22 protein-coding genes are annotated in these 25,976 nt (G+C 48.6%); 10 read left to right on the forward strand and 12 right to left on the reverse strand.

Going from position 1 to position 25,976, the window contains the following annotated elements; genetic code table 11:
• Positions 1-100 precede the first annotated feature (100 nt).
• From ABV409_RS05380 to ABV409_RS05390, 3 genes are read left to right on the forward strand one after another with little or no spacing between them, the layout of a single operon-like run.
• Positions 101-580: an ankyrin repeat domain-containing protein gene (locus ABV409_RS05380; RefSeq protein ID WP_353876517.1), complete on the forward strand. Its 480-nt coding sequence runs from the start codon at positions 101-103 to the stop codon at positions 578-580.
• A 3-nt stretch (positions 581-583) separates the two neighbouring features.
• A complete protein-coding gene (locus ABV409_RS05385; protein WP_353876518.1) occupies positions 584-1,207 on the forward strand; it encodes an NUDIX hydrolase in 624 nt (207 codons plus the stop codon).
• Complete coding sequence (locus ABV409_RS05390; RefSeq protein ID WP_353876519.1) at positions 1,191-1,985, forward strand: nitrilase family protein; 795 nt, start codon at positions 1,191-1,193, stop codon at positions 1,983-1,985. Before ABV409_RS05385 ends, ABV409_RS05390 begins: the two co-directional genes overlap by 17 nt.
• On the opposite strand, the gene ABV409_RS05395 is transcribed toward ABV409_RS05390, so the two are convergent.
• Together ABV409_RS05395 and ABV409_RS05400 are read right to left on the reverse strand one after the other, a co-directional pair.
• Complete coding sequence (locus tag ABV409_RS05395) at positions 1,969-3,585, reverse strand: Ig-like domain-containing protein (protein ID WP_353876520.1); 1,617 nt, start codon at positions 3,583-3,585, stop codon at positions 1,969-1,971. The two genes, ABV409_RS05390 and ABV409_RS05395, sit on opposite strands and share 17 nt — an antisense overlap.
• 49 nt (positions 3,586-3,634) lie before the next feature.
• Complete coding sequence (locus ABV409_RS05400; RefSeq protein ID WP_353876521.1) at positions 3,635-4,216, reverse strand: ComF family protein; 582 nt, start codon at positions 4,214-4,216, stop codon at positions 3,635-3,637.
• Positions 4,217-4,383: 167 nt separating this feature from the next.
• Between ABV409_RS05400 and ABV409_RS05405 the strand changes: the two genes are divergently transcribed.
• Positions 4,384-5,280: an AAA family ATPase gene (locus tag ABV409_RS05405; protein ID WP_353876522.1), complete on the forward strand. Its 897-nt coding sequence runs from the start codon at positions 4,384-4,386 to the stop codon at positions 5,278-5,280.
• 37 nt (positions 5,281-5,317) lie between these two features.
• Positions 5,318-6,859, forward strand: coding sequence for a glycine--tRNA ligase (locus tag ABV409_RS05410; RefSeq protein ID WP_353876523.1), 1,542 nt, complete (start codon positions 5,318-5,320; stop codon positions 6,857-6,859).
• Here the strand turns inward: ABV409_RS05410 and ABV409_RS05415 are convergent.
• The 3 genes from ABV409_RS05415 to ABV409_RS05425 are packed head-to-tail and all read right to left on the reverse strand — an operon-like array spanning position 6,856 to position 10,184.
• Entirely contained in the window at positions 6,856-8,172 is a 1,317-nt protein-coding gene (locus ABV409_RS05415) for a nucleoside hydrolase (protein WP_353876524.1), read from the reverse strand. The genes ABV409_RS05410 and ABV409_RS05415 overlap by 4 nt on opposite strands.
• A gap of 3 nt (positions 8,173-8,175) precedes the next feature.
• The gene (locus ABV409_RS05420) at positions 8,176-9,186 is read right to left on the reverse strand and encodes a nucleoside hydrolase (RefSeq protein ID WP_353876525.1); all 1,011 of its coding nucleotides are present in this window, start codon (positions 9,184-9,186) and stop codon (positions 8,176-8,178) included.
• Positions 9,183-10,184: a LacI family DNA-binding transcriptional regulator gene (locus ABV409_RS05425; protein ID WP_353876526.1), complete on the reverse strand. Its 1,002-nt coding sequence runs from the start codon at positions 10,182-10,184 to the stop codon at positions 9,183-9,185. Before ABV409_RS05425 ends, ABV409_RS05420 begins: the two co-directional genes overlap by 4 nt.
• A gap of 111 nt (positions 10,185-10,295) precedes the next feature.
• On the opposite strand from ABV409_RS05425, the gene rbsK reads away from it, so the two are divergent.
• Together rbsK and ABV409_RS05435 are read left to right on the forward strand one after the other, a co-directional pair.
• A complete protein-coding gene (gene rbsK / locus ABV409_RS05430; RefSeq protein WP_353876527.1) occupies positions 10,296-11,210 on the forward strand; it encodes a ribokinase in 915 nt (304 codons plus the stop codon).
• A gap of 11 nt (positions 11,211-11,221) precedes the next feature.
• Positions 11,222-12,226, forward strand: coding sequence for a multidrug DMT transporter permease (locus ABV409_RS05435; RefSeq protein ID WP_353876528.1), 1,005 nt, complete (start codon positions 11,222-11,224; stop codon positions 12,224-12,226).
• A gap of 25 nt (positions 12,227-12,251) precedes the next feature.
• On the opposite strand, the gene ABV409_RS05440 is transcribed toward ABV409_RS05435, so the two are convergent.
• The 4 genes from ABV409_RS05440 to ABV409_RS05455 all read right to left on the reverse strand — a co-directional run bounded on the left by ABV409_RS05440 (position 12,252) and on the right by ABV409_RS05455 (position 15,197).
• Positions 12,252-13,091 (reverse strand): glycoside hydrolase family 16 protein, encoded by an 840-nt coding sequence (locus ABV409_RS05440; protein ID WP_353876529.1) that lies wholly within the window; start codon positions 13,089-13,091, stop codon positions 12,252-12,254.
• Positions 13,088-13,513, reverse strand: coding sequence for a VOC family protein (locus ABV409_RS05445; protein ID WP_353876530.1), 426 nt, complete (start codon positions 13,511-13,513; stop codon positions 13,088-13,090). Before ABV409_RS05445 ends, ABV409_RS05440 begins: the two co-directional genes overlap by 4 nt.
• Before the next feature lie 95 nt (positions 13,514-13,608).
• Positions 13,609-14,538, reverse strand: a complete 930-nt coding sequence (locus ABV409_RS05450; protein ID WP_353876531.1) for a LuxR C-terminal-related transcriptional regulator — start codon at positions 14,536-14,538, stop codon at positions 13,609-13,611.
• A gap of 68 nt (positions 14,539-14,606) precedes the next feature.
• The gene (locus ABV409_RS05455; protein WP_353876532.1) at positions 14,607-15,197 is read right to left on the reverse strand and encodes a hypothetical protein; all 591 of its coding nucleotides are present in this window, start codon (positions 15,195-15,197) and stop codon (positions 14,607-14,609) included.
• 176 nt (positions 15,198-15,373) lie between these two features.
• Between ABV409_RS05455 and katG the strand changes: the two genes are divergently transcribed.
• Positions 15,374-17,578, forward strand: a complete 2,205-nt coding sequence (katG, locus tag ABV409_RS05460) for a catalase/peroxidase HPI (protein WP_353876533.1) — start codon at positions 15,374-15,376, stop codon at positions 17,576-17,578.
• A 50-nt stretch (positions 17,579-17,628) separates the two neighbouring features.
• Here the strand turns inward: katG and ABV409_RS05465 are convergent, their stop codons facing one another.
• Positions 17,629-19,746: a glycoside hydrolase family 97 protein gene (locus ABV409_RS05465; RefSeq protein WP_353876534.1), complete on the reverse strand. Its 2,118-nt coding sequence runs from the start codon at positions 19,744-19,746 to the stop codon at positions 17,629-17,631.
• A 63-nt stretch (positions 19,747-19,809) separates the two neighbouring features.
• Positions 19,810-21,867, reverse strand: coding sequence for a TonB-dependent receptor family protein (locus ABV409_RS05470; RefSeq protein WP_353876535.1), 2,058 nt, complete (start codon positions 21,865-21,867; stop codon positions 19,810-19,812).
• Between the two features lie 53 nt (positions 21,868-21,920).
• Between ABV409_RS05470 and ABV409_RS05475 the strand changes: the two genes are divergently transcribed.
• The gene (locus ABV409_RS05475; protein ID WP_353876536.1) at positions 21,921-22,685 is read left to right on the forward strand and encodes an exodeoxyribonuclease III; all 765 of its coding nucleotides are present in this window, start codon (positions 21,921-21,923) and stop codon (positions 22,683-22,685) included.
• 61 nt (positions 22,686-22,746) lie between these two features.
• Positions 22,747-23,787: an aldo/keto reductase gene (locus ABV409_RS05480; protein ID WP_353876537.1), complete on the forward strand. Its 1,041-nt coding sequence runs from the start codon at positions 22,747-22,749 to the stop codon at positions 23,785-23,787.
• Here the strand turns inward: ABV409_RS05480 and ABV409_RS05485 are convergent.
• A complete protein-coding gene (locus ABV409_RS05485) occupies positions 23,784-25,943 on the reverse strand; it encodes an outer membrane protein assembly factor BamB family protein (RefSeq protein WP_353876538.1) in 2,160 nt (719 codons plus the stop codon). The genes ABV409_RS05480 and ABV409_RS05485 overlap by 4 nt on opposite strands.
• Positions 25,944-25,976: the final 33 nt, after the last annotated feature.

A 25,976-nucleotide genomic window follows, 5' to 3' on the forward strand; every position in this document is an offset into this window, starting at 1 on the left:
GTCAAGGCCACCTCAAGGCCATGATCCTTAGACCATAAAATTAAGAATTGGATCGATTCATACGATAGCGCATGGCCTTTTTTAGTACCTTCACTTGCCTATGGACACCCAACAACTTTTCTTCAACGCCATACGCGAAGGCAATCTCGAGAGTATACGTTCCTTTTTGGACGAAACCCCTGGATTTATTGAGATAAAAGACGCCCGGGGATCGACGGCTTTGTTGTTGGCTACTTATTACGGACATGGTGATTTGGCTGATTTTCTGATTGCGAAGGGAGCTGAGGTCGATGCGCAGGACGGTTCGGGGAATACCGCTTTAATGGGGGTCTGTTTCAAAGGCTACCTCGGATTGGCCGAAACGCTTATCAAGGCAGGGGCAGATGTCAACCATATCAATGCCATGGGGGCGACCTGTTTGATCTATGCCGTAACGTTCAACAAACCCGATATCGTGACCCTGCTCTTACAAAACGGCTCGCGAACCGACATCAAAGACCCTCGGGGCATGACCGCTTTGGATCATGCAAAAATGCAGGAACATACGGCGATGATCGAAATGCTCGAAAAATCGCAATGACCGATGGATAGTAAGGAACAATTGAACTTGGTCAAACGGATCAAGGCAATCGCCGACACTGGGTTGGTTTATGCTGAGTCTGGCTATGATTTGGAGCGTTATGAAGAATTAAAGCGTATTAGTTTGGCCTTGATGGGCCATTTGTCGAACGAGCCGCTTTCCGTAATCGATTCTTTTTTTCTTCCTCCAAAAGACTACCCCACCCCTAAGGTCGATGTGCGTGGTTTCGTTGTAAATGCGGATAATGAGATATTAATGGCCAAAGAAAGTGTCGATGACAAATGGACCATCCCAGGAGGATGGGCAGATATCGGCCATTCCCCCACCGAAGTGGTAGTCCGCGAAATCAAGGAAGAGACCGGAATCGAAGCCAAAGTGGTCCGGCTGATGGCAGTATATGACAAGCAACGTCATGACCATCCGCCCGAGCCCTATTATATCTACAAATTAATGTATCTATGTGAGGCTGTCGGAGGCACCTTGGAGGCCGGTTTCGATATGAAGGGCGCAGCGTATTTTTCGCTTGACGCGCTTCCCGAATTGTCAGAGGATCGAATTTTGAAGAGCCAATTACAGCACTTATTCCGGATGTATCAAGAAAATTCCAAAGATGTCTATTCCGATTGAAAAAGACGAACGCTTAACGGTCGCGCTGATCCAGTCCCATTTGTTTTGGGAAAACCCAACGGGCAATCGTAAGCTATTCGAGGAAAAAATCGAAGCGATTTCCAAACCCGTTGATTTGATCCTTCTACCCGAAATGTTTACTACAGGTTTTACCATGGCACCGGATCATATTCCTACCACTGATGGCGAGGCCACGCTTTTGTGGATGCAACGAATGGCAGGGTTGAAGCAAGCCGCCATCACGGGGAGCACGGTCTTTCATGAAGCCGGAAAATGGTACAATCGGATGTTATTCGTTTTTCCAGACGGCAGCTTTACGAGCTACGATAAGAAACACACCTTTACCCTTGCGGGAGAGCACGAGGTCTATGAGAACGGAACCGAAAAAGGACTGATCTCTTACAAAGGATTCAAAATCAGGCCATTGATCTGTTATGACCTGCGGTTTCCGGTCTGGGCGCGAAATGTTGACGATTACGACCTCTTGATCGTCGTGGCCAACTGGCCAAAACCGAGGATCACTGCCTGGGACACTTTGCTCAAGGCACGCGCCATCGAAAACATGGCCTATTGTATCGGGGTAAACCGGGTGGGTATAGATGGTTCTGGTCTGGAATATGTGGGTCATTCGGCGGTGTACGACACCTTAGGAGCGGAACTTTGCTTTACGACCACCGAATCCATTGAATTCGCCACCCTTACCAAATCCCATCTCGAAGGTACTCGGGGGAAATTGCGATTTTTGAACGATCGGGATTCTTTTAATTTGGTGCAATGATGAAGGTTTCGACCTGCTCCCAGTTTGCACGGATATTGACAAAATTCGGGTAATAACTGATGCGTTCGGGCTGTTTCTTTTGCAAGTAGTTTCCGGTGTCCCATTTCCCATTCCCATTGGTATCGAAGATGACCCTAATGCCATAATTGCCTGGGCTGAGGTTGTTGAATGTGAACCCTTTTGGGGCATCCGCAAGGAGTTCACGGACCAGCTCACCCTTATCGGTGGTCAATTGAACGATGATCGGATAGGCATCTACGCCCGAGATGTTGACCTCCAAATTGCCGTATTCTGAATATTTGCCTGTGGAAACCGTATAAAACACCGTATCGTTTTCCGTTCCGAAAAAGTCCGAAATAGCTCCGGGTAAGGCACGAACCGTGTACTTTTGGTCTTCGGTCAATTCGAAATCGAAGGCGATTTTGTTTTCGATCGAATCCTTCGAAGCGGTAAAAGTAACCCCTAGCGAGTCTTTGTCGATCACGTTGATTTTTGAAGTATCAAGACCGGTTATCGGTGTATTGGCCAATATTTCAAAGCGTTCATTGAAATTGATACTCCGCGAATGGCTCGGGCTGAGCATCAGGGTGTCGAGCCCTAATTTTCGGGTCTTCACTGTGAAGGTATCCTTGGTATCCGCTTGGCTATTGGTGACCACAAAAATGATCGAATCGATATCGGTGGGGGTCAACCAATAATTCAGGCTGTCTTTTTCACGCTCTTTGGTAATCCGTGTACGTACCGAATCAGGTAAAACCGTCAAGGGTTCGATATTTACGGTACCCCTGCCCTGATAGCCAAAAATGATTTTGTTCTTTGCGACATAACTTGGGACCGAGGCACTGTAATCCGGTTCTTCTTTGAACAAGTTCATTAAAAACAGTGAATCACTGGGTACTGTGATCGTGTCACCAAAGGCGATCTTATCGCTTCGTTGGTCAAAAAGGTTGTTCTTTCCTTCGTCCTTGATGGCAAAAAGCGCGTAACGACCGGCTTTGAGGTTTTTAAGCTCGAATAAGGGAAGGCTGTCGAGGGTGTTGGTGATATAATTCGGCGGTTTCTTATAAATGGATGAATCGGTGTAGGCCGTGTCAAGCTCATAGAGCATCACACTTACGAATTCATCGGCTTTGCGGTTGAAGGCATCCTTTACGGCACCACTGATACTCAGAGAATCGAGATAATCGCCGGTCGAAAAGACATAGGTCAGGAAACTTGTAGGGTTCCCTTCGTTATTGTCGACGATGCTTTGGCCAAAATTGATCGTATACGTCGTGTTCTCTTGAAGCGTATCTTTCAAGTTGATCTCGATAAATTTGCTCGCTCCTCCCAGGGGTTTGATTTCCGGAGTGTATTTCAAAGGAGGCGAAACGATGAGTTGGTTTTGGGCATCCTGCAATTTGATATACTCATCGAAATACAATTTGATTTGATTCCCCTTGAAATTTACCGTGAGGTTTTCCGGTTCGGATCTCAACAAAACCGGAGGGGTTTCGTCTTTCGGACCGCCCGATGGATTGCCCCTTCTGGCGCACTGCCAAGAGGCCAGTAAGACCAAGGCTAAAAAAAGAACGCTTAACGATCGCTTGAGTACCGGCATTGCATGGGTTTCTTGAACAAAGAAACGACTTATTCGCTCATAAAAGAAGTCATTGCCCCAATTTGGGAACCATGGCCATGGTCGCAATGTAAAGGGTCACCTCTTCGGCGGTTTGCAGGGCTTGTGCGCAGCGTTCCAGGGTGGCCCCTGTCGTGATCACATCGTCGACCAATAAAATGTGCATTCCGCTATAAGATGCGGGATCTTTCAATCGAAATTGCCCCTGTCTGTCGATCCATCGCCCGATACGCCCTTTTTGGGTCTGCGAGCTTCCCCTTGAAGTCCGGATCAAATTCCCGCCATCATAGGTTGAGTTGAGATGCTGGGCGAGGCGACGGGCGAACCGTTCGACCTGGTTGTAGCCTCGTTTTTTTAGTTTTCGAGGGTGTAAGGGAACCGGCACCACCAAATCGAAAGGGGGCATCTTGTCGGATGCGGCCAGTTGTGCTCCGAACCAATTGCCCAAGAAGTCACCAATGACCTCCTGTTTCCGGTATTTCAGATGATGGAGGAGGTTTTTCACGATGCCTTGATGGTGAAAAAAGAGAAAGGAAGCGGCTTTTTCGATGCGAACACGACCGAAAAAAGTGCGGTCAACGGCATTTTCAAGGGTAAAATCATGATCGGTCATCGGCATTTCATGTCGACAAACGGTACAAAGCAGGTGCTCTCCTCTAGATAATCGCGCATTACATCCAAAACAGAGCAATGGCAATAGGATGGAGTTAATCTCGTTTAGTATATTTGATATCTTGTACACAATCAAATCTTAGACCTACAGTTTCAGCTACTTAACCCATGGAATCCCAAGATACCACTTTCAACTATAAGATTATCCTTGCGGCTTTGGTGGCAGTGATCATAGCCATTTTGATCGCCTTTTACTACAGCTATGCGCAATCACAGCGTCAAATGGGTTTGTTGGAAGATGAAAAGAAGTTGTTGGTCAAAGATATTACCCTAATGCGTGTGGAGGTCGATCGCCTGTCGGGCTTGAACGAGGTCAATGATATCGAGTTACAGACTTCCCGGTTTCGCATCCAACAATTGTTGGATTCCGTCGGCCAATTGAATTTCAATATTACCAAGCTTAAGGAAGACCGCAGGGCACTACGTATTTTAGAGGCAAGTTTCGACAGTTTGAAACTGAAGAACAATTTTTTACGATACAACAACAGTCTGCTTACCGAACGTTATGAAAAAGCAAGGCGCCGGATCGAAGAACTTCGAGGGCGTACCAGTTCTTTGGAGCAGGCAGAGGCATTGGTCCGACAGAAAAACGAAGAATTGGCCAAAGAGTTGAAGGTCAAGAGTTATTTGAAAATGGACAATGCCGAGGGAAGCGGGTTCCGTTTACGGGCCGGTCGCCCTCTAAAGACCAACAAGGCTTCGGTCATCGAGAAACTTCGGGGTTGCGTGACGGTTTTGGGCAACCCGAATGAAGAACGTGAGGTCAAGGTGGTCTATCTGCAGTTTTTGGATCCGGACATGAGGGTCATTGAAGACAACGCAACCGTGGTCAATGTCAGTGGCAATACGTACAGCAAACGGGTCGAGATCATCTACCTTGGTGATGAATTGAGCTTCTGTGATGCCATTACCGTACCTGAAGGTTCATTGGAACCGGGTATCTACACGCTCAATATCTTCGAAGACGAGCGATTATTGGCTTCAAGCGAATTTCAGCTCAAATAAGATTTCCTTTTTTTAGCCATTGTTTTACTTTTGCCGAATGGCAAAACAAGAAGACGTTTTCAAGAAGGTGATCGCGCATGCCAAAGAGTATGGCTATGTGTTCCAATCCAGCGAGATCTATGATGGTCTAAGTGCCGTTTATGATTATGGTCAAAACGGGGCCCAACTGAAAAAAAACATTAGGGAATACTGGTGGCGCGCCATGGTGCAGCTCAATGACAACATCGTGGGCATCGATGCCGCTATTTTCATGCATCCTACCACTTGGAAGGCATCCGGTCACGTTGATGCCTTTAATGATCCTTTGATCGATAATAAAGATTCGAAGAAGCGCTACCGGGCCGACGTCTTGGTCGAGGATCATGTCGCCAAAATCGAAGCGAAGATCGAAAAAGAAGTGACCAAGGCCGCCAAACGCTTTGGAGATGCTTTTGATAAGACCCAGTTCTTAGCCACCAACCCTCGGGTACTCGGTTATCAAGAAAAAGCCGATACCATCATAAAACGGTTGGGAAAATCACTGGAAAATGAAGATTTGGCCGATGTGAAGGCATTGATCGAGGAGTTGGAAATCGTTTGTCCGATATCGGGATCCAAAAATTGGACCGATGTCAAACAGTTCAACCTCATGTTCGGAACGAAATTGGGATCCACCGCCGAAAGTGCGATGGACCTGTATCTGCGCCCGGAAACCGCCCAAGGGATTTTCGTGAATTTCCTGAATGTGCAGAAAACCGGACGGATGAAGATCCCTTTCGGAATCGCACAAACAGGAAAAGCTTTTCGGAATGAGATCGTTGCGAGACAATTCATTTTCAGGATGCGTGAATTCGAACAAATGGAGATGCAGTTTTTCATTAAACCGGGCACCCAGAAAGAATGGTACGATACCTGGAAGGAACGCCGTATGAAATGGCATCTTTCATTGGGCATGGGAGCGGATAATTACCGTTTCCACGACCACGAGAAACTGGCCCACTACGCCGATGCCGCCGCCGATATCGAGTTTAGGTTCCCATTCGGCTTCAAGGAATTGGAAGGGATCCACTCCCGTACCGACTTCGATTTGGCCAACCATGAAAAGTATTCGGGCAAGAAACTACAGTATTTCGACCCGGAGGAAAATAAGAGCTATGTGCCCTATGTGCTGGAAACTTCGATTGGTTTGGATCGGATGTTCCTCGCTATTTTCTCCAATTCATTGGAAGAAGAGGTACTTGAAAACGACACCACAAGAACGGTTTTGAAATTACCCGCGGTGCTCGCACCCACGAAAGCCGCGATATTGCCCTTGCTGAAGCGCGATGGCTTACCTGAAATGGCCAAAAAATTAGTCGACGACCTCCAATGGGACTTCGATGTGGCCTATGACGAGAAAGATGCGGTCGGTCGACGCTATAGAAGACAGGATGCCGTCGGAACCCCGTTCTGTATCACGGTAGACCATCAGACCCTTGAAGACCAGACCGTGACGATCCGCCATAGGGATACCATGGCGCAAGAGCGCGTACCGATGGGCGAGGTAAAATCGATTATCGCCAAGGAAGTTGCCATGAAGGAGTGGCTGAAAAAAATCTAATACCCTACTTTGGCCGGCGCACTAACGCTTCCGCTAGCATTGATGGCCCGAACTTCAAATACCCCTTCGAAGGTTTCGAGTTCATAACGGGTTCCAAAAGCCCGATGTATGAGGCTTCCATCCTTATAGACATCATAGGCCACTACCCAACTGCCGGGATCGGGATCATTGGAGGCGTTCCAGGTCAATACCCGTTTTCCATGTTCGGTTACGATCTTGGGTTGTTGGGGTACCGTTGGGGGTGATGCATCGAATACCGGGGTGGCTCCCATCATGAGGCTTTCGATTTCACTGGCGATCAGGGCGTCTTCACGTTTTTTCTGGATATGACCTTGTAAGCCATTCGGGGTCGCCTCCCAATGGCATTCGCCCGAATCCGATAGCGTGATTTTCCCTTCGAGAAATGCCGTATAGTTGTTTTCTTCACCTCGTATGGCATAGTGCAGGGCGATTTGATCATTACTGTGTCGTGTAATGCTTTCGGCCCCTCCGCGGTATTCGAAATGCTTTTCATAGCTGACCCTGGCGATATGGTCAGTGGCCAATTTTTTTAGGCCTTGTCCAGACATGACATTGCCATTTTCCGCATTAAAATAATCGCCGTTGCCGTTCTCCCATCCGGAAGCGATGAAGGGGGCGGGGCAATTTTCGATAACGTAGCGGCACATGCGGTTGCGCTCTTCGTTCAGACAAGACCATTCGGTATAGGCGCACAATTCGTCCGATCCGCCCCAATTGGTCCGATCCAATCCTTCGTTGTTGAGAAAGTTGCCTCCCATGGTGACTACTTTTTTCACTTTCCGTTCCACCAAATCAGGGCCGTTCTGCGGACTCCAACGATCAGGACCGGATTTCAATAAGCCGTAAAAGTTATGCATGGTACCTATGATGACCACGGTAATACTGGTGTCTTGTGCACTGGCCAAAACTTCGCGATAAAGTTGTACCCCATCGAGCGAGGCTTCCCAATTTTTTAGGGCCCTGGGATAGTCTTTTGCTATATGGTAATCATAGGTTCCTTCCGTGGCATGTATTTTTTCGGCATACCCTTTATAATCACCCACCGGAATGGCCATTCGGTTGTAAAATTGGTTGATCGCACTGATACAAAGGGCCGATTCTTTTTGGTTGGTCGAATTGACGACGGCCAAGATATCGCACTCCCCCTGGGTCGCCATGGTATGCAGCATAGCCATACAGCCGACATCGTCGGGATCAAAGGAGGGGTCGGTATCCAAAATTACCTTTTGTTGGGCCGATACACCCAAAACAAAGACCAACACATAGAAAATAAAGACGCAGATCTTTTTCATAATTTAAAATTTACCTAACATAAAGTCTTCCAATGCTTCTTCCATTCGCGCTTTCGGCCAATTCAAGACCAAATAGGACTGCTGGGCCGAAGGATCGTTTTTCCAAGTGTTCCTTCCTTCATGATCTGGCACACAAATGCCATTACCGATGCGACTCCAATAGGTGTCGACACCCCCTCGAACGGCATATAATACCGCCGTTTGATCATAGGTGGCATTATCATAGATCTTCCCCTTGAATTGATGTTTCATCCAAGGGGCGTATTTACTGAAGTGGTAGAAGCCCAAATAAAGCGGCGAGTTTTTGTCCAGTGAATTGAATACCTCACCGGTCCGCAGGTTTACCCCGATTTCATAGCCCAAATACGTTATCGGAACCGGGATTTCGGCCAGTACGAATTGGGTGACTCCAGGCATATTGCCATCAAAGTTCCACTCTTTACGACTACCTTCCGGAAACTGACCACCCATGATAACGAATTCTTGCACCTTTTGGGCCACCAATTCCTTGCCGTTTAATGAAACGATATCGTCGGCTTCAGATTCCAATAAATTCTTGATGTTGAGCAAGGGGCCGACGGTAACGATCTTTACGCTGTGATCATCGGCTTCGCTTAGTAGCTTTCGATACAATTCGGTCGTATTGGGTACCGCTTCGTAAGAGGCATCGTACGGCAAATTTTCGGCCAAGACCTTATTGTGGTTCCAATCGGTATGGGTGACCGCACCACCGACAAAACCAATAGGCACATCAGGATTGCCATAGTAGGTGTTGACGGCGTCAATAGCACTTACCGCGTAGGTTTCCCGGTTCCAGCACATGATGGCCAGGAGGTTGATTTCCTTTTTATTTTGAAAGTGGTTCAGCATGGCCAATGCGCCAAGATCATCCGCATCGCCTCCGAAATCGGTATCGAAGATGATCGGGGTCTGTGCGATGCCTTGTTGGATGCCCAAAGATAGGAGGAGGGCAAGAACTGTTTTGTGTTCGGTTTTCAAGAGATATTTGATCATGACTGCGTGTATAATGGGGCAACGGATTGCCGTTCTATGAATTCAGGTTTCAACATGTGGGTGGCCGGCTTTTCATTTTCCAAAAGTTCAAGCAGGCTGCGTACGGCGACGGACCCGATTTGCGCCATGGGCTGCTTGATGGCTGTCAAGGGTGGTGATAAAAGATCGAAAAACGGCTGGTCGTCGAAAGAGATCAAGGAGAGTTGCCCGGGGATATCGATGCGATGTTCCTTTAGGGCCTGCATGCACCCCATAGCGATTTGGTTGTTCAAGGCAAAGAGGCTTGTGGGTCTGTCTTGTTTAGCCAAAAGGGTTTGGGTACATTGATAACCGTTCTGCATGCTAAAATCATCTCCCGACACTTGGATGTGTTCTGATAGGCCATGGTCGCTCATGGCCTTCACGTACCCTTCAACGCGTTTGTCGTTTGAGGTCGTACCAAGGATTCCTTGAATACAAGCAATGGCTCGATGGCCCTTTTGGATCAAATAGGAAGTCGCTTCATAGGCACCGGCAAAGTTATCGGTGGTGACATAAGGAAGTTTTCCTGTTTCTGAAAAGCGGTCGATCAAGACCATCGGTACCTCTGAAATCGCATGGAGATGGTCCCATTGTTTGCCCACAGGGGCCACCAATAAGCCGTCGACCTTGCGGGCCAACAACAAGGAAAGTGATTCCTTTTCAAGTTCGGTATCATCCTTGGTGTCACTCAACAACACCATTTTACCAAATTTACGGAGTTCCAATTCGATGGTCCTGGCCAGGTTGGCAAAGAAAGGATTTGAAATATCAGGAATGGCCAGCCCAATGGTATTGGTCTTCTGTAAACGAAGGTTACGTGCGACCTGGTTTGGGGTAAATTGATGGTCTTTGGCCAAGGCCCTGACTTTCATGGCGGTCTTGTCACTGATCCGGTACTTTTTTTCCTGCCCGTTCAATACCCGTGAGACCGTTGTGGTCGACATATTCAGGGTCTCGGCAAGTTCTTTTAGTGTCATTCCTGATTCTTGTTTTCAGCCTACCGAATCCTAAAAATTTGGTCGGTAAACCAGAGTTTGCTAAATTGCGCAATCGATTGTGCAATATTAAACATTTTTTTACAAATCAACATGGACCACCAAAATATCACTGTTATCGGAAGCTCGAATACCGACATGGTCTTGCAGACCGAACACCTGCCTGCCCCAGGTGAAACCATAATCGGCGGGCAATTCGAAATGAAAGCAGGAGGTAAAGGGGCCAACCAAGCCGTTGCCGCGGCCAAGCTAGGGGGTCATGTCACTTTCATCGCCAAAGTAGGCGACGACCCGTTCGGAGAACAGGCGATATCCGATCTATCACGACACGGAATCGATACCTCCTATATCACCACGGATCCCAATGCTCCCTCAGGGGTGGCGTTGATCATGGTCGATGCTAAAGGTGAAAATTCCATTGGGGTGGCCCTTGGTGCCAATGACCGACTGATCGAGTCGGATTTGGAACCGGCTTTGGATCGAATTAAATCGAGTGCATTCGTACTCATGCAGCTAGAGAGCCCAATGGTGCTGATCGAGCATGTCGCCCGATTGCGAAACGACTTGGGATTCCGATTCGTCTTAAACCCCGCCCCGGCCAAACCACTATCGAGAACCGTTTTGGAGGCGTTGTTTTTGATCACACCCAACGCCATCGAGGCCGAGTCGCTGACCGGTATCAAAGTCTCCGATAGCGCCAGTGCTTCCAAAGCGGCGCATTACCTGCGCGATGCAGGGGTTGCGAATGTCATCATCACCATGGGTGGGCAGGGGGCCTTCGTCTGTACTTCGGATTGGGAAGGATTGATTCCTTGCCCAAAAGTGAAAGTGGTCGATACCACTGCTGCCGGTGACACTTTCAATGGCGCCTTGGTGGTTGCCTTGGCCGAGGGCAAATCCATGCAGAATGCCGTTATTTTCGCCAATGCCGCCGCGGCTTACGCCGTGGGGATTTTAGGGGCCCAAAATTCGGCTCCGACCCGTAATGATCTTGTAATGACCGATTAAAACAAAACCATATGTTCATTCCATCAACCTATGCCCTAGCCGTTCTTTTATGCGTTGTTACCATGTTGTGTTGGGGCTCCTGGGCCAACACCCAAAAACTAGCGTCGAAATCGTGGGGTTTCCCATTGTTTTATTGGGATTATGTACTCGGTATCGTAATACTGACCCTGCTATTCGGGCTGACTTTGGGGAGTCAAGGTGAGGCGGGCCGACCTTTTTTGCACGACCTGCAACAAGCTGACACATCCAGTTATCTCTCGGCATTTATTGGAGGGGTCCTATTTAATCTAGCCAATTTGTTGATTGTGGCGGCAATTGCCATCGCGGGTATGGCGGTAGCCTTTCCGGTCGGAATCGGTATCGCGTTGGTATTGGGCGTGGTGGTCAATTATGTCGCCAATCCTATCGGAGATCCTTTTTGGTTGTTCTTAGGGGTTTTCTTGGTGGTATTGGCTATTGTTATCGACGCCCTGATCTACCGCCGCATTGCCGATCAAAAGGCAAAAGCGACGACCAAAGGATTGTTACTGGCGATTTCAGGAGGGGTGTTGATGGGGTTCTTTTTCAGGTTCGTGGCGGCATCGACCTCAATTGATTTCGTGAATCCTGAAGGCGGATTGTTTACCCCCTATAGCTCGGTATTCGTTTTTTCATTGGGGATTTTGGTTTCGAATTTTTTGTGGAATAGCTGGTTCATGTATAGACCGATAACGGGCTCCAAAGTGACTTATCGGGATTATCTCGCCAAAGGAAGTCCGAAGTTACACCTGATCGGTATTTTGGGAGGGTTGATTTGGAGTATCGGTATGGCCTTCAGTTTGATCGCTTCCGAAAAAGCCGGATTCGCCATTTCCTATGGTCTTGGACAAGGAGCGACCATGGTCGCCGCGGCGTGGGGGGTTTTTATCTGGAAAGAATTCAAAGGGGCCCCCAAAGGCACGGATCCTTTGATAGCCCTGATGTTCCTATGCTTTATTTCCGGATTGGCGATGATCGTCTATTCACGAATGGGTTGAGGTCTGGTAGGGTTCCTTGGAGCTGCTACTGATAAACCCTAATATAGTCGACCACCATCTCGCTTTCAGTGAAATCATCGGTGATTTCAGGAAGGATGGCAATGTTCAAGATCAAGTAGTAGTCGCTATTATAGGGCCAGGTATTCTGGTTTTTCTCTTCAGGACGATAGGTGTAGTGTACAATGCCATCGATACTGAACAGCATGCGATCTTCGTTCCAATCCAGGGCATAGGTGTGGAAGGTATCCGAAACCGCTTCAATCCGTCTTCCTCCGACATTTTTGACCTGATCACCGAAACTGGCTCCGTTGTGTACCGCACTTGAAACCTGGTTTTGATTGCGCCCCCAGTGCTCAAGAATATCGATCTCACCGCAATACGGCCACTTTACGGTTCCCAATCCTTGGTTGTCCCAATAGGCCCCATCTTCGTCGATATTGGTATTCAACATCCAAATAGCAGGCCAGGTACCCACTCCTTTCGGCAACTTTGCCCGGATCTCGACCCGACCGTGGGTAAAGGCGAATTTTGAATTCAAACGCGCCGCCGTGAAGTTTTTGGTATTTCCTTGATCCGTAAATCGTTCTCTTTTGGCTACCAGGTGCAGTTGCCCATCGGCTTGGAACGAATTCTCGACCCGATCGGTGTAATGTTGGATCAGTCCACCCCACCAATTCCCACCCGGGGGCAATTGGGTCTGGTGAAACCATTTCTCGGTATCCAAGGCACCTTCACCATCAAATTCATCGGCCCAAACCAAGGTTTGGAACTGGGAAGTGGGCTTAGTTTGGGCGAATACGCTCGTACCCATTAACAGAATACATAAGAACAGGCGGCCATAAGTCGGTATGTGGTACATTGTCATTCGTTCGTTAGGGAATATTGGTTCCTTTCTTCAGCTACCTCACTAAGATACTGCACGAATTCAAATTGATTGCCATCGGCATCGGCAAAATAATCACGGATTCGGAATTCTTCTTCCGCTTTCGGATAATCCCTTTTGTACCCTTTGCGCAATAGGTTTTCGGCAATTTCAGCTACGTTGGGCACCACGAATCCGATGTGGTTGATCCCTGATTTATCATAGTTTTTCGCTACTTGGGTAGGGGTATCGGCTTGGTTGATGGCAATGTAGGTATGGTCGTCGCCGAGGTGTACCCATTCCCTGAGCTCCTTGCCCGCTCCACGGATCTTAAAATGCGGAAAGGCGGTTTGAAAAAAGTCAATGGCTTGTTGAAGGTCACTCACGGTGATGTTTACATGTTCCAAATAGATGTTCGTTTTCATAAGCTACTGTTTTGAAGTTGACCACAAAGTTCTGCTGGCATGAGGCTCGTTCAAACGATCTTAAGTACAGAAAACAACCTGTACTTTAGTTCAGGTCAATTACTGAGCAGCCCACGGCGAAGTCCGATATCGACCGCTTCGGTGCGGTTCTTGGCATTTAATTTGGATAGGATGGAGGTGATATGGAATTTGACGGTTCTTTCGGTAATGAACAATTGTTGGCCGATTTGCTCATTGGTCAGGCCCGTTCTGATGTGCTCCAAAACCTGAAGTTCACGTTTCGTTATCGGCAATTCAGGATAGTCGAAGCTGCTGTCAGTGGATCCGTCGCGATCCAGGTTTTCGGTTTCCTTCAATATGCCCAAGAGTTGTGCTTTCAAGGTCTTGGCCTGTTGCAATGGATCGGCCTGTGCGCGATCAGGGGATTCCAAAGCTTCGATAATGGCTCTCAGGCGCGGAAGGATCACTTTCTTTGACACTGTTTGTATCGGTTGATCGGCTTGGGTTCGGTCTGAGCCATGGGATCCATACATCCGGCTGCGCTGTATGGCCGTACCCACCAACTCACTAATCGTATTGAGCAAGGTCAGTTCGTTTTCACTCAATTTTCGGGTTTCCTTACTCAGTAAATTGATCAACCCGACTTTTTGGTTGTTGCTGATGATCGGAATGGTGGCATGGAATTTCAGGTCATTGGTTCCTGACTTGATATCTTCCAAGCGCGAGCAAGCGATCTCACTGATGTTGGTCGCCTGATCGATTTCGTCTGAGAAATAGTGTTTGATGCAATAGCACCAACCGGAAAGCCGTTCGGGATGATTGCCAAGCGCAGGGGGAAGATTATGCGAAACGGCCAAATACACCGAGCGGTTGTCGGGTTCGGTCAGCCAGATCCAACCGGTTTCCATATGCAGGAGTTCCGCCGTTTTTTCTAAGGACTTACGCAAGATGGCATGCAACGAAAATTCCTTGTTCAACAAGCTGGCAATGCTATACACATAAGATAAGTAAGTGCTGTCATTCATCCTGGCAAAGAATATTCAAAAAAGATACGGTATTTACCAATAGGGGTCGAAAATCAAGCATATCACGATTAAGGTAGTAGTTGATATGATTCTATGACTTCGAAACCGAAGAACCCTTTAGCGGTTCGCAATTGCAGGGTATGGAACACCGAATAGTCTTTTTTCGAATCGTAGCGTTCGGGCAATAAATAGGAGGTTTTCTGCCCATCTTGGGCAAAATAAACCCTTGGTCGTTTGAGTGCCAAACTCCTTCTTCGTCCATAGCTTCGATACGAAACGATATCGGTAATCGCATATTCCGTTTGCTGTGAAAGGGCGCTTTTTGCCCAATAATTCAACCCTAAAACCGAGCCATTGATGAGGTTTCCAAAGATGACCAAAGCCCCGATACATAAGATAACAAACAGCCCGCCCTTCAAGGCCTGAAGTTTGCCCCCTTTGATTTTTCTATAACTCGAATCTTTGTGTAAACGCAGGGCCTTGAATAGGTAAAAACCACCCAATATGCCCATCAAGATGGCCGTTGACCAAAACAGGGAGTCGCTATAAAAGGTGTGGTTATAATACAAATAGGTTATGAAGTGGAATATGGCCCCAAGGGTCACCAGTGTGCTGAATTCCCGTTTTTTGAATTTTCGTTTTTTCTTCGATTTGGGCATAAGGATAAGCCACGGGAATTTTGGTGCCGTGCAGCTAAAAATAACTAAAATCGATAGGATATCTTTGCAACATAGCCAAAATCGATATACGCATAATACAATTAGATGGGGGCTCCCACTTTTTTAAGCCATGTCTGTGTACTTTTAGTTCGGAATTTAATCAAAACACTATACACATGGATCCTAATCACAACGGTAGTGGCGATGCTAGCCAATGTCCATTTTTGAATGGCGAATTGCAACAAGCCGCCGGAGGGGGAACGACCAATCGCGATTGGTGGCCGAACTCCCTGAACCTAAACATCCTTCGTCAGCACTCGAACCTGGCAGATCCCATGGATGAAGACTTCGATTATGCAGAAGCATTTAAGAACTTGGACCTAGCGGCCGTCAAAAAAGATCTGACCGATTTGATGACCGATAGCAAGGACTGGTGGCCGGCCGATTACGGTCACTACGGACCTTTTTTCATCCGAATGGCCTGGCATGCGGCCGGAACATATCGCATTTCGGATGGCCGTGGAGGTGGGGGAACCGGAGCACAACGTTTCGCACCCTTGAACAGTTGGCCTGACAACGCCAACCTTGATAAGGCACGACTGCTGTTATGGCCTATCAAGCAAAAGTATGGGAAGCAGATTTCATGGGCCGATCTTTTGATCTTGGCCGGGAACGTAGCCCACGAAAGTATGGGCTTACCCATGTTCGCTTTCGCAGGAGGGCGTGAAGATATTTGGCAACCAGAAGAAGATATCTATTGGGGTGTCGAAAAAGAGTGGTTGGGCAACAAAGAACGTTATGCCGAGAATGGCGAATTGGAACGTACCGTCGGTGCTGCCCATATGGGGTTGATCTACGTCAACCCGGAGGGCCCGAACGCTAATCCGGATCCTCTTGCCGCGGCGCATGATATCCGTGAGACGTTCGGTCGAATGGCCATGAACGATTATGAAACCGTTGCCTTGATCGCCGGTGGACACACTTTTGGAAAAACCCACGGTGCGGCCAGCGATGCCGAATTCATCGAAGCGGAGCCTGCAGGAGCCTCGATCGAAATGCAGAGTATGGGTTGGAAAAACAATTTCGGATCCGGTAAAGGGGCCGATACCATTACCTCTGGATTGGAAGGTGCTTGGACGGAAACCCCAACACAATGGAGCCACCGCTTTTTCGAAAACCTCTTTAAATACGACTGGGAGTTGACCAAAAGTCCAGCAGGTGCGCATCAATGGAAACCGAAGGACGGCGCCGGAGCCGGAACGTTCCCTGATGCCCACGATGCAGCGAAGAAGAACGATCCCTTTATGTTGACCACGGATCTTTCATTACGCTTCGATCCCGAATATGAGAAAATCTCAAGACACTTTTTGGAAAACCCTGCGGAGTTCCAAAAGGCCTATCAGCAAGCTTGGTTCAAATTGACCCACCGAGACATGGGACCGATCCAACGGTATTTGGGAGCGGAAGCACCGAAAGAACCATTGATCTGGATGGATCCCGTACCTGAGGTCAGCCATGAATTGATCAACGATTCCGATATCGCGACCTTGAAAGACCAACTGTTGTCTTCAGGACTTTCAGTATCGCAATTGGTGAGTACGGCCTGGGCCTCTGCTTCGACCTTTAGGGGTTCCGATTTCAGGGGTGGGGCAAATGGAGCCCGTGTTCGCTTGGCACCACAGAACAATTGGGCGGTCAATAACCCAGCACAATTGGTGAAGGTTTTGGAAACCCTTGAAGGCATTAAAGCTAATTTTGGAAAAGAAGTTTCCATGGCCGATTTGATCGTCCTTGGAGGTTGCGCTGCCGTTGAAAAAGCCGCGGCCGATGCCGGTTTTGAAGTTAGCGTGCCCTTTACTCCAGGTAGGACCGATGCCACGGACGCCATGACCGATTCCGAATCTTTCGATGTATTGGAGCCAGTGGCCGATGGGTTCAGGAATTACCTGAAAGGTTCGTATAGCGTAAAGACCGAGGAATTGTTGGTCGATAAGGCCCAATTATTGACCTTGACCGTTCCTGAAATGACCGTTTTGGTCGGCGGTATGCGCGTTCTTGATACGAATGCCGACAAATCACATAATGGGGTATTCACCCATAAACCGGAAACCTTGTCGAACGATTTCTTCGTGAATTTGTTGGATTTGGAAACGGAGTGGAAAGCTGTTGACGCTACAGAGGAAGTGTTCGAGGGTGTTGATCGTACTTCAGGTAATCTGAAATGGAAGGCTACCCGTGTCGATTTGATTTTTGGATCGAATACCGAACTACGTGCCATTGCCGAAGTCTATGGTGCCGGTGACGCGAAGCAAAAATTCGTGAATGATTTCGTCAAAGCTTGGAACAAGGTGATGAATCTTGATCGCTTTGATTTGAACTGATCATTGCTATGGATCAGAAAAAGGAATGGCGCCGATCGGCGCCATTTTTTTTATTCCGCTAACAAGCTTATGGCCAAGCCGCCCCCTTCCTTGAGGCGGAACGTTTTGGAAGTCGAGGCATCGATATCCATATTCTCTATGATCAAGGCTTCGGGTTTATCGCGAAAATGGGCGTCATCGGCATCGCGATAAATTAGTGCCTTATAGGTTTTTCCAGCTTCTAGAAAATCAAAATCAACAGTAATTTCACGGGCATTTTCATCGGTAATCGCGCCCAAAAACCAATTTCCGGTTTCCCGCTCCTCACGGGCAATGCTGACGAAATCACCTACCTCACCGTTCAATACCTTGCTCTGTTCCCAATCGACCCCAACGTCACGAATGAATTGCATGGCGGGCTGTCCGGCATAATTTTCGGGTAGATCACAGGCCATTTGTATCGGGCTGTAAATGACCACATACAAAGCCAATTGCTGGGCCAAGGTGGTGTTGATCTGGTTGTTGGGTTTAGTAGGCAGACCAATGTCAAAAACCCCCGGGGTAAAATCAATCGGGCCGGCCAGCATACGTGTGAAGGCTACTATGGGCAGGTGTTCGGGCGGGTTGCCCCCATCGGTCGCCCAAGCGTTGAATTCTTGGCCGCGCAATCCTTCCCGCGATATCGCATTCGGATAGGTGCGGCGTAAGCCCGTTCCTTTAATAGGCTCATGGGCGTTGATGGCTACCTCATATTCGGCCCCTTTTTCCAATGCCTTTCGATAGTGGTTGACCATCCACTGCCCGTGGTGGAATTCCCCTTTAGGGATGATTTTGCCCACATAGCCCGATTTCACTGAATGGATGCCCATGTCTTTCATTAATTGATAGGCGGTATCCAATTGTTGCTCATAAGTGCGCGGCGCGGCGGAGGTTTCGTGGTGCATGATAAGTTCGACCCCTTTTTCTTTTCCATATGCAGCCAAGGCCTGAATATCATAATCGGGATAAGGCGTCACGAAATCGAATACACCTTCGCGGTCTTCAAAGCCGATCCATCGTTCCCATCCGGTATTCCATCCTTCCACCAAAACACCCTTTAAACCATTGGCCGCTGCAAAATCGATATATCGTTTGGTGTTTTCAGTGGTCGCACTATGCTTTCCATGGGCTTTACCAACATCTTGCCATACGCCATTTTCATCGAGCTCCATACCATAATCCCAAGTACCTTTTTCGACATGCATTTCCCACCAAATGCCAGCATATTTCATAGGGGTGAACCAAGAAACATCACCCAAAACACTAGGTTCGTTAAGGTTTTCGATCAAACGTGACTCGATAAGTTCAGTAGCCTTGTCGGCAATGTGTATGGTTCTCCATGGGGTGCTGAACGGTAATTCGACCCTTGCCTTGTGGCCTTGACGCTCCGAACCTACCAATTCACTGGTGAGTGCCAAGTCTTCCGTGTCGACCTTTAAGGTCATGCCCGGGTAGTTGGTGAGATTGGCTTCATGAAAACTGAGGTGGAGCCCTGATGCCGTGCGCATGGTTACAGGTGTGTTTACCGCGTTCTCTGGGATATGGGTCGCCGCCAAATTCGGATGATCCCTTTTTGAAAGTGCGTCGATTTCCGACACTTTCGTGGTATTATACAGGTGTTCGTAGATATCCCAATCACCCGGTATCCACCAGCTTGTATGGTCTCCGGTCAATTGAAACTCCGTATGCTCGTCCATGATCACCACGCTATCTACCCCATCCTGTTCAAGCAAACGGTAGCGAAAAGCGACCCCATCATCATAGGCCCTGAAATGGATTTCTATCTTTCGTAAGGGGGCCGTCGTTTCTTCCAAGGTGACCTTCATCATGTTGAAGTGATTTTGGACTGTGCGCTGCTCCCCCCAAGGCATTTCCCAAGTCTCGTCGACCGTATTGGTTTCGACCCCGGAAATTTTGAGTCCTTTCCGAAGCGTTTCTTGATCTTTGAATTCAAAACCAAGCGATGAGGTATCGATGATCATTTCATTAAGATGTGAAACGGTATAGAAGGCGGCACCCGATTCATCCAAAAAGAAGTCGATGCTATTCGAAGCATCTGGTGAGGCTATTGTAGTAGCGAATTCTTGATCGCTACAGGATAGGGCCATAATGGTGAAGCCTATGACCGGAATAAAGGATGTCATTTTCATTCGTCTGGTTTTTAGCATGGTGAACCAGACCTAAAAATAAGGTTTCGACAGGTCAATACAAAACTAGGGGAACCGGTATGCGAGTTGTACCCCACCATAGTAGTTACGGCCATCGCCCGGATAGAAGAACCTTGGGGCATTGCCGCCGAACCCAACAGCATTGATCAAGACCGATTGGGCATAGTTCGTGTCGAACAAGTTATTGACTCCCGCGTTGACCCCGATCTTGAATCCTTTACCCAAGTCAAAGCGGTATCGGGTATTGACCCGAAAAACATTGAAGGACTCACTTTGTAGGTTACCGCCATCGGTCAAGGGGATCGGATCCACGTATTGGTGGTTCAGGGTTAAGGTAAAAGTCGCCGCATGCCTTAAGGTTATTCCCGACTGTACCCGATTGTTCGGAACACCGGTCAGGGCATTGCCCGAAAAATCATCATCACCATCTACAAAATCAACAAATCGATGGTCGTTCAAGGTGTAACTGATAAAGGGGACCAGTTGGGTCCGGTTTCCGAGGTCCAATCGGAGGCGGGCATCGATTTCGAGGCCTTGATGTTCGGTTTCCCCGGCATTCCGTCCTATAAATTGATCTTCGGTAATCCGTTCTGCGACCAGTAGATCCTTGATCCGCATATGGTACAGGGCAAACGAAAGGGTGAGACGGTCATTGAGGGCCGAAAACCGCCCGCCCAGTTCCAAACTGCTGCCTTTTTCTTGCTCGATGTCTGGGTTGATCACCCCGTCAGGGGTCAGGGTTTCCTCCAAGCCCGGATTCGAAAAACCCCTGCTATAATTCGCATACAAACTGCCTTTGTTCAATTGGTACCACAATCCGACACTGGGCAAAAGAATGGGGTCGAAGTCACGTTCGGCCGAACCGTTGGTATCCCCGGTGTTGAACAGGTCACGAAAATCATAAGTGGTGCTGTTCAAGCTCAGTCCTAATTGGGCCGTTAATCGGGTAGCGATGGGTTGGGTAACCGAGGCAAAAAGGTTCAGTTGGGTCCGGAATTCCTTGTTCAGGCTTAATTGCTCTCCTTGAAGACTCCCATTTCCGTTGTTGTCCCTGAATAGATTTTGATACGTACTCCAATTGTATTCGTCTTTGTACAATTCGGAACCGAGGACGAAGCTGCCTTTGAAAAGGGTGCCATCGATTACCGAACGAAACCCGAACCCATTGGTGAACTCATCCAGAATATTGAAAGGGCGGGGCTCAAAATGATCGAGGTAGGTGTAGAAGATGCTGTTGGTAATATCCAAAGCCGAAGAAAAGGTATGGGTATGTGAAATCCCGACCAGGGTATAGGCGTTGGCCTCAAAACCACGGGCAGCCAACCAATTGGCCGCGGCCCGTCTTGGATCTTCCCGAAAATCGGTGGCATTCAAGGTACTGGGTATACCTGCCGTATAATCGATGTGATTGAGCAAGAAATCGAGTTTGTCCTTTGGCGATATCCGGAGGGCCGAGGTCAATAGGATGCCATCACGTTCAAAGCTGTTGTTTTGACGGAAGCCATCAGTTTCAAAATGGTTATAGCTCAGGTTCAGATTGAAATTGCGTTCCGAATGCTTGAACGACAAATTGTTCTTCAACATATTGAACGAACCAACGGTGAACGAATTGCGGATCAAGGTGCGGCCTACCTGCGGAGGCTGGGTGCTCAGAACGATCGCGCCCCCTAGATTCGATCCCAGGGTCGTTCCCTTTGGGCCTTTGATCACTTCGATACTTCCTAAATTTTCGAAATCAAAGGCTTCGATGGTCGACACGCCGGTTCCATCGGTCACGGGTATACCATTGAAATACATGCGAAGCTTATCCGTCGAGAAGGGTGTTCGCGCACCGACTCCACGAATGGTGATCCGATTGGTATTCAACGCTCCTGAAAGCAGATAAACCCCAGAGATTTGGTTGATACCGGAAGCGAAATCGGAAGGGCCGAAACGTTCCAATTCGGCCAAGCCGACCTTGGCCGAGGGGGTAATGCCCTCCGCCTTATCCTGGATGAGGTTCTCCAACAATACGATTTCGTCAAGGGCGTTGATCGAATCTTGTTGTGCGGTTACTGAACAAAAAGAAAACAAAAGGGTACAACAAAGTAAAAAGGCTCTCATAAAAGCGGAAAGATTCGTCTCAAAAATAGCTATTTTTAGGGCAAATCTTCCGTATGAAAATCGTCTCTTACAATGTTAATGGCATCCGCGCCGCTCTGAACAAAGGGTTTATCGATTGGTTGGTCAGTGTCGGGCCCGATGTGGTCTGTTTGCAAGAGACCAAAGCCATGAAAGAACAGGTCGACGTTTCCTTATTCGAAGCAGCAGGCTATCGGTACCATTATTGGTTCAGCGCCCAGAAAAAGGGGTATAGCGGGGTAGCCCTGCTCTGTAAAACGGAGCCCGATCATATAGAATATGGCACGGGAATCGATTATATGGATTTCGAAGGAAGGAACATCCGAGCCGATTTCGGTGACCTTTCCGTGATGAGCATGTACCTGCCATCAGGAACGAATATCGCCCGACTCGATCATAAGTTGATGTATATGGCCGATTTTCAAAAATATGCCGATGAATTACGCAAGACCAGGGAAAACTTGGTGGTCTGTGGCGATTACAATATTTGCCATGAGGCCATTGATATCCACGACCCCGTACGCAACAAAAACGTATCGGGTTTCTTGCCTGTAGAACGGGAGTGGATCGGCAATTTCATCAAAAGCGGGTTTATCGACAGTTTTAGACATTTCAATACGGAACCGCACAATTACACGTGGTGGAGCTATCGGGCCAATGCCAGGGCCAACAATAAAGGATGGCGCTTGGATTATGGTATGGTCAATGAGTCCCTCAAGGAACGATTAAAGCGCTCCGTGATCCTTTCGGAAGCCAAACATAGTGACCATTGTCCGATTCTTTTGGAAATCGAAAAATAACAATCCGGGTACGTTTTGAACCCCGGTCTTTTGTTAATTTTGAACGGTCAAAAAAATCGCTATGAAATATACCAGACTACCCAATACCAGCATTCGTATCAGTAAGATCTGTTTGGGGACCATGACATGGGGGCGTCAGAATTCTGAGGAAGAAGGCCACCAACAATTGGATTATGCCTTTGAACAAGGGGTCAATTTTTTCGATACGGCCGAGTTGTACCCAGTACCAGCGAAAAAAGAGCTGTATGCGGTGACCGAAGAGATCATCGGTTCGTGGTTCAAGAAAACGGGTAACCGTGACAAGATTGTTTTGGCCTCCAAAATCGCCGGTCCGGCAGATTTCACCAAACACATCCGAACCACGGGCTTTAGCAAGGATTCCTTGATCACCGCCGTCGAAGGAAGCCTACAGCGTTTACAAACCGATTATATCGACCTCTATCAATTGCATTGGCCGGAGCGGAACACCAACTATTTCGGGCAGCGGGGTTTCAATGCGGATACCACCGACTTTTGGCAAGATAACATCCACCAAGTCTTGGAGACCCTCCGTGATTTGGTCAAGCAAGGCAAGATCCGACATGTGGGCTTGTCTAACGAGTCACCATGGGGTACGATGCGGTTTTTGGAAGAAAGCAAGGTGCATCAAGACCTTCCGCGCATGTTGACCATTCAGAATCCGTATAGTTTGTTGAATCGTTTGTTCGAAGTCGGACTATCGGAAATCGCGATACGCGAAAAAATCGGATTGTTGCCCTATTCCCCATTGGGATTTGGGGTGTTGAGTGGCAAATACCTTGGGGGCAAAAAACCAAGAAAGGCCCGAGTAACCCTATTTCCCAACTATAACCGCTACAGCAATGAACGATCCGTCGAAGCGACACAACGGTATTATGACTTGGCCGAGGCGCATGGGTTGTCGTTGACACAAATGGCACTTGCCTTCGTCAATACCCGCGCTTTCGTGACCAGCAATATCATCGGTGCGACGAGCATGGAACAGCTCAAGGAAAACATCGATAGCATCAATGTCGAGCTTTCGGATGCCGTCTTGGATGGCATTGAAGCGATACACAGTGATATCCCGAACCCTGCACCTTAAGGGAGTAATTCCGGCAGCGCAAAAGCGAGATAGTTATCGCCCGATGGCGTCCCCATTTTTCCACCACCGCAAGCAATGACAAGAAATTGACGCCCCGCTATGGCATAGGTTGCCGGGGTGGCGTAGCCGCCTGCGGGTAAGGGAGCTTCCCACAATTGTTTTCCTGATTTCATGGAGAAGGCCCGTATTTTTTCATCTTTGGTGGCCGCGATGAACAGGACGCCACCCGCTGTAATGACCGGACCTCCGTAGTTTTCCGTCCCACTGACCGGAATTTCGGGGTCGTTGAATCGGGGTTCATGACCTAGCGGAACTTGCCAGAGGTATTCCCCGGAATTCAAATCCAATGCATTTAAGGTCCCCCATGGCGGGTTGACCACCGGAAAACCGCGATTATCTTTGAAGCGGCCGAATCCCGCTACGGCATAAGGTACTTCGATCCCATTTTCCTCCACTCGATGATCGACCTCTTCGTCCATTCCACTGATGAAATTCGAAATGGCCCGTACTTCGGCCGATGATAAGTTCGGCATGCCGGGCATGGCTCCCTTGCCGTTTGAAATGATCGCTGCGATGGAGTCTACGGTAAACCTATTGGATACTTTCTGTAGCTCGGGGATACCAGCCAAACCTTGCAAGTTGCCCCCATGACAACGGGCACAGTGAATTTGGGTCAACGACTCGCCGAAGGATGTTTTTTGTCCATTGCCACTAACAGCTTTCATGCGCACGATCCAAGCCATTTCGTTCGAATTCACATACATGACCCCTTGATTCGGGTCGACGGCCGCACCGCCCCATTCCGCGCCACCATCCGCTCCAGGGTACAGCAATACCCCAGTAGTGTCGATCGGGATGTACTGCCCTTCCGAAACGATTCCCCTGAATTTTTCCAATACGGTCGGGGGGTCAACATTCTGGTCGTGGTCAACGAAATCGTCTACAAAGGCGGCACGATGGGGATCGTAAAGATCGGATTCGGTCAAGAGTTGTCGGGCAAAGGGTTTTGGATGGGTCGGTAAGGGTTGGGTAGGGTGGGCTTGCTCTCCGATCAAGTTCGATGGGGGAAAGGGCAATTCTTCGATTGGAAACAAGGGTGTGCCATTTAAGCGGTCGAATATGAAAACATGGCCGCTTTTAGTCACTTGGGCGACCGCCGGAATCGTAACACCATCGCGTTGAAAATCAAATAGATTGGGAGGGGCAGGAAGGTCGCGATCCCATAAATCATGATGTACGAACTGGAAATGCCAGAGCCGTTCACCGGTCTGTGCGTTCAGGGCGAGTAGGGAATTCGCGAATAAGTTTTCACCGTGCCGATCACCTCCATACCAGTCAAAGGCGGCCGATCCGGTCGGTACAAAGGCAATCCCGTTTTTATGATCCATGGTGATACCGGCCCAACTGTTGGCGCCGCCAACATGCCGAAAGGCTCCTTCAGGCCAGCTTTCATATCCGAACTCACCAGGCTGGGGGATCGTATGAAAGGTCCATTCGATTTCACCGGTGATGACATTGTAGGCCCTCACATGCCCTGGAGAGGCTCCCGGACCTTCACCGACGCGCGTTCCCATAATCAACAACCCTTCGAAGAGTGCCCCAGGCGTATTGGCCACGACAGCGAGTTTTTCAGGCGGACGACCTAGGCCTTCGCGCAGATCGATAGCTCCGTTTTCACCGAAAGTCTTAATCAACGAACCATCACTCGGGTCGATGGCATAGAGCTTTGGCCCTGAAGTAAAGAAGAGCCTTCCCTTTTCCGCCCCTCCCCAATAACTCAACCCCCGGTTCAAACCCAAGCCGGAGTCGTCTTTCGATGCTGGGTTGAAGGTCCAGATTTCATGGCCGGTCGCGGCCTCGATGGCAAAAATCCCAAGGCTGGCATTCACCCCGAATAAGGTGCCTTCAACTATCAGCGGATTGGTCTGGATTTGTGTGGTTCTGCCCACTTCGGTACCCCCGCTTTCATAACGCCATACCTCTTGCAATCGATGCACGTTGGTGGTGTCGATCTGTGATAAGGTTGAATAATGGCTCCTACCTGGATCCCCTAGGTAGTGCCGCCAGGTTTGGTGGAAACTTTCCGTTTCCTTATCCGATGGTTGGCATCCGACCAAAAAAAGGACGGCCAACAAAAGGGGCATTGGTTTTTTCATGCGGTGGCTATTTGCTTAAAGATAAGACAAATC

It is taken from the genome of Flagellimonas algarum, assembly GCF_040513375.1.
Taxonomy (GTDB): Bacteria; Bacteroidota; Bacteroidia; order Flavobacteriales; family Flavobacteriaceae; genus Flagellimonas_B; species Flagellimonas_B algarum.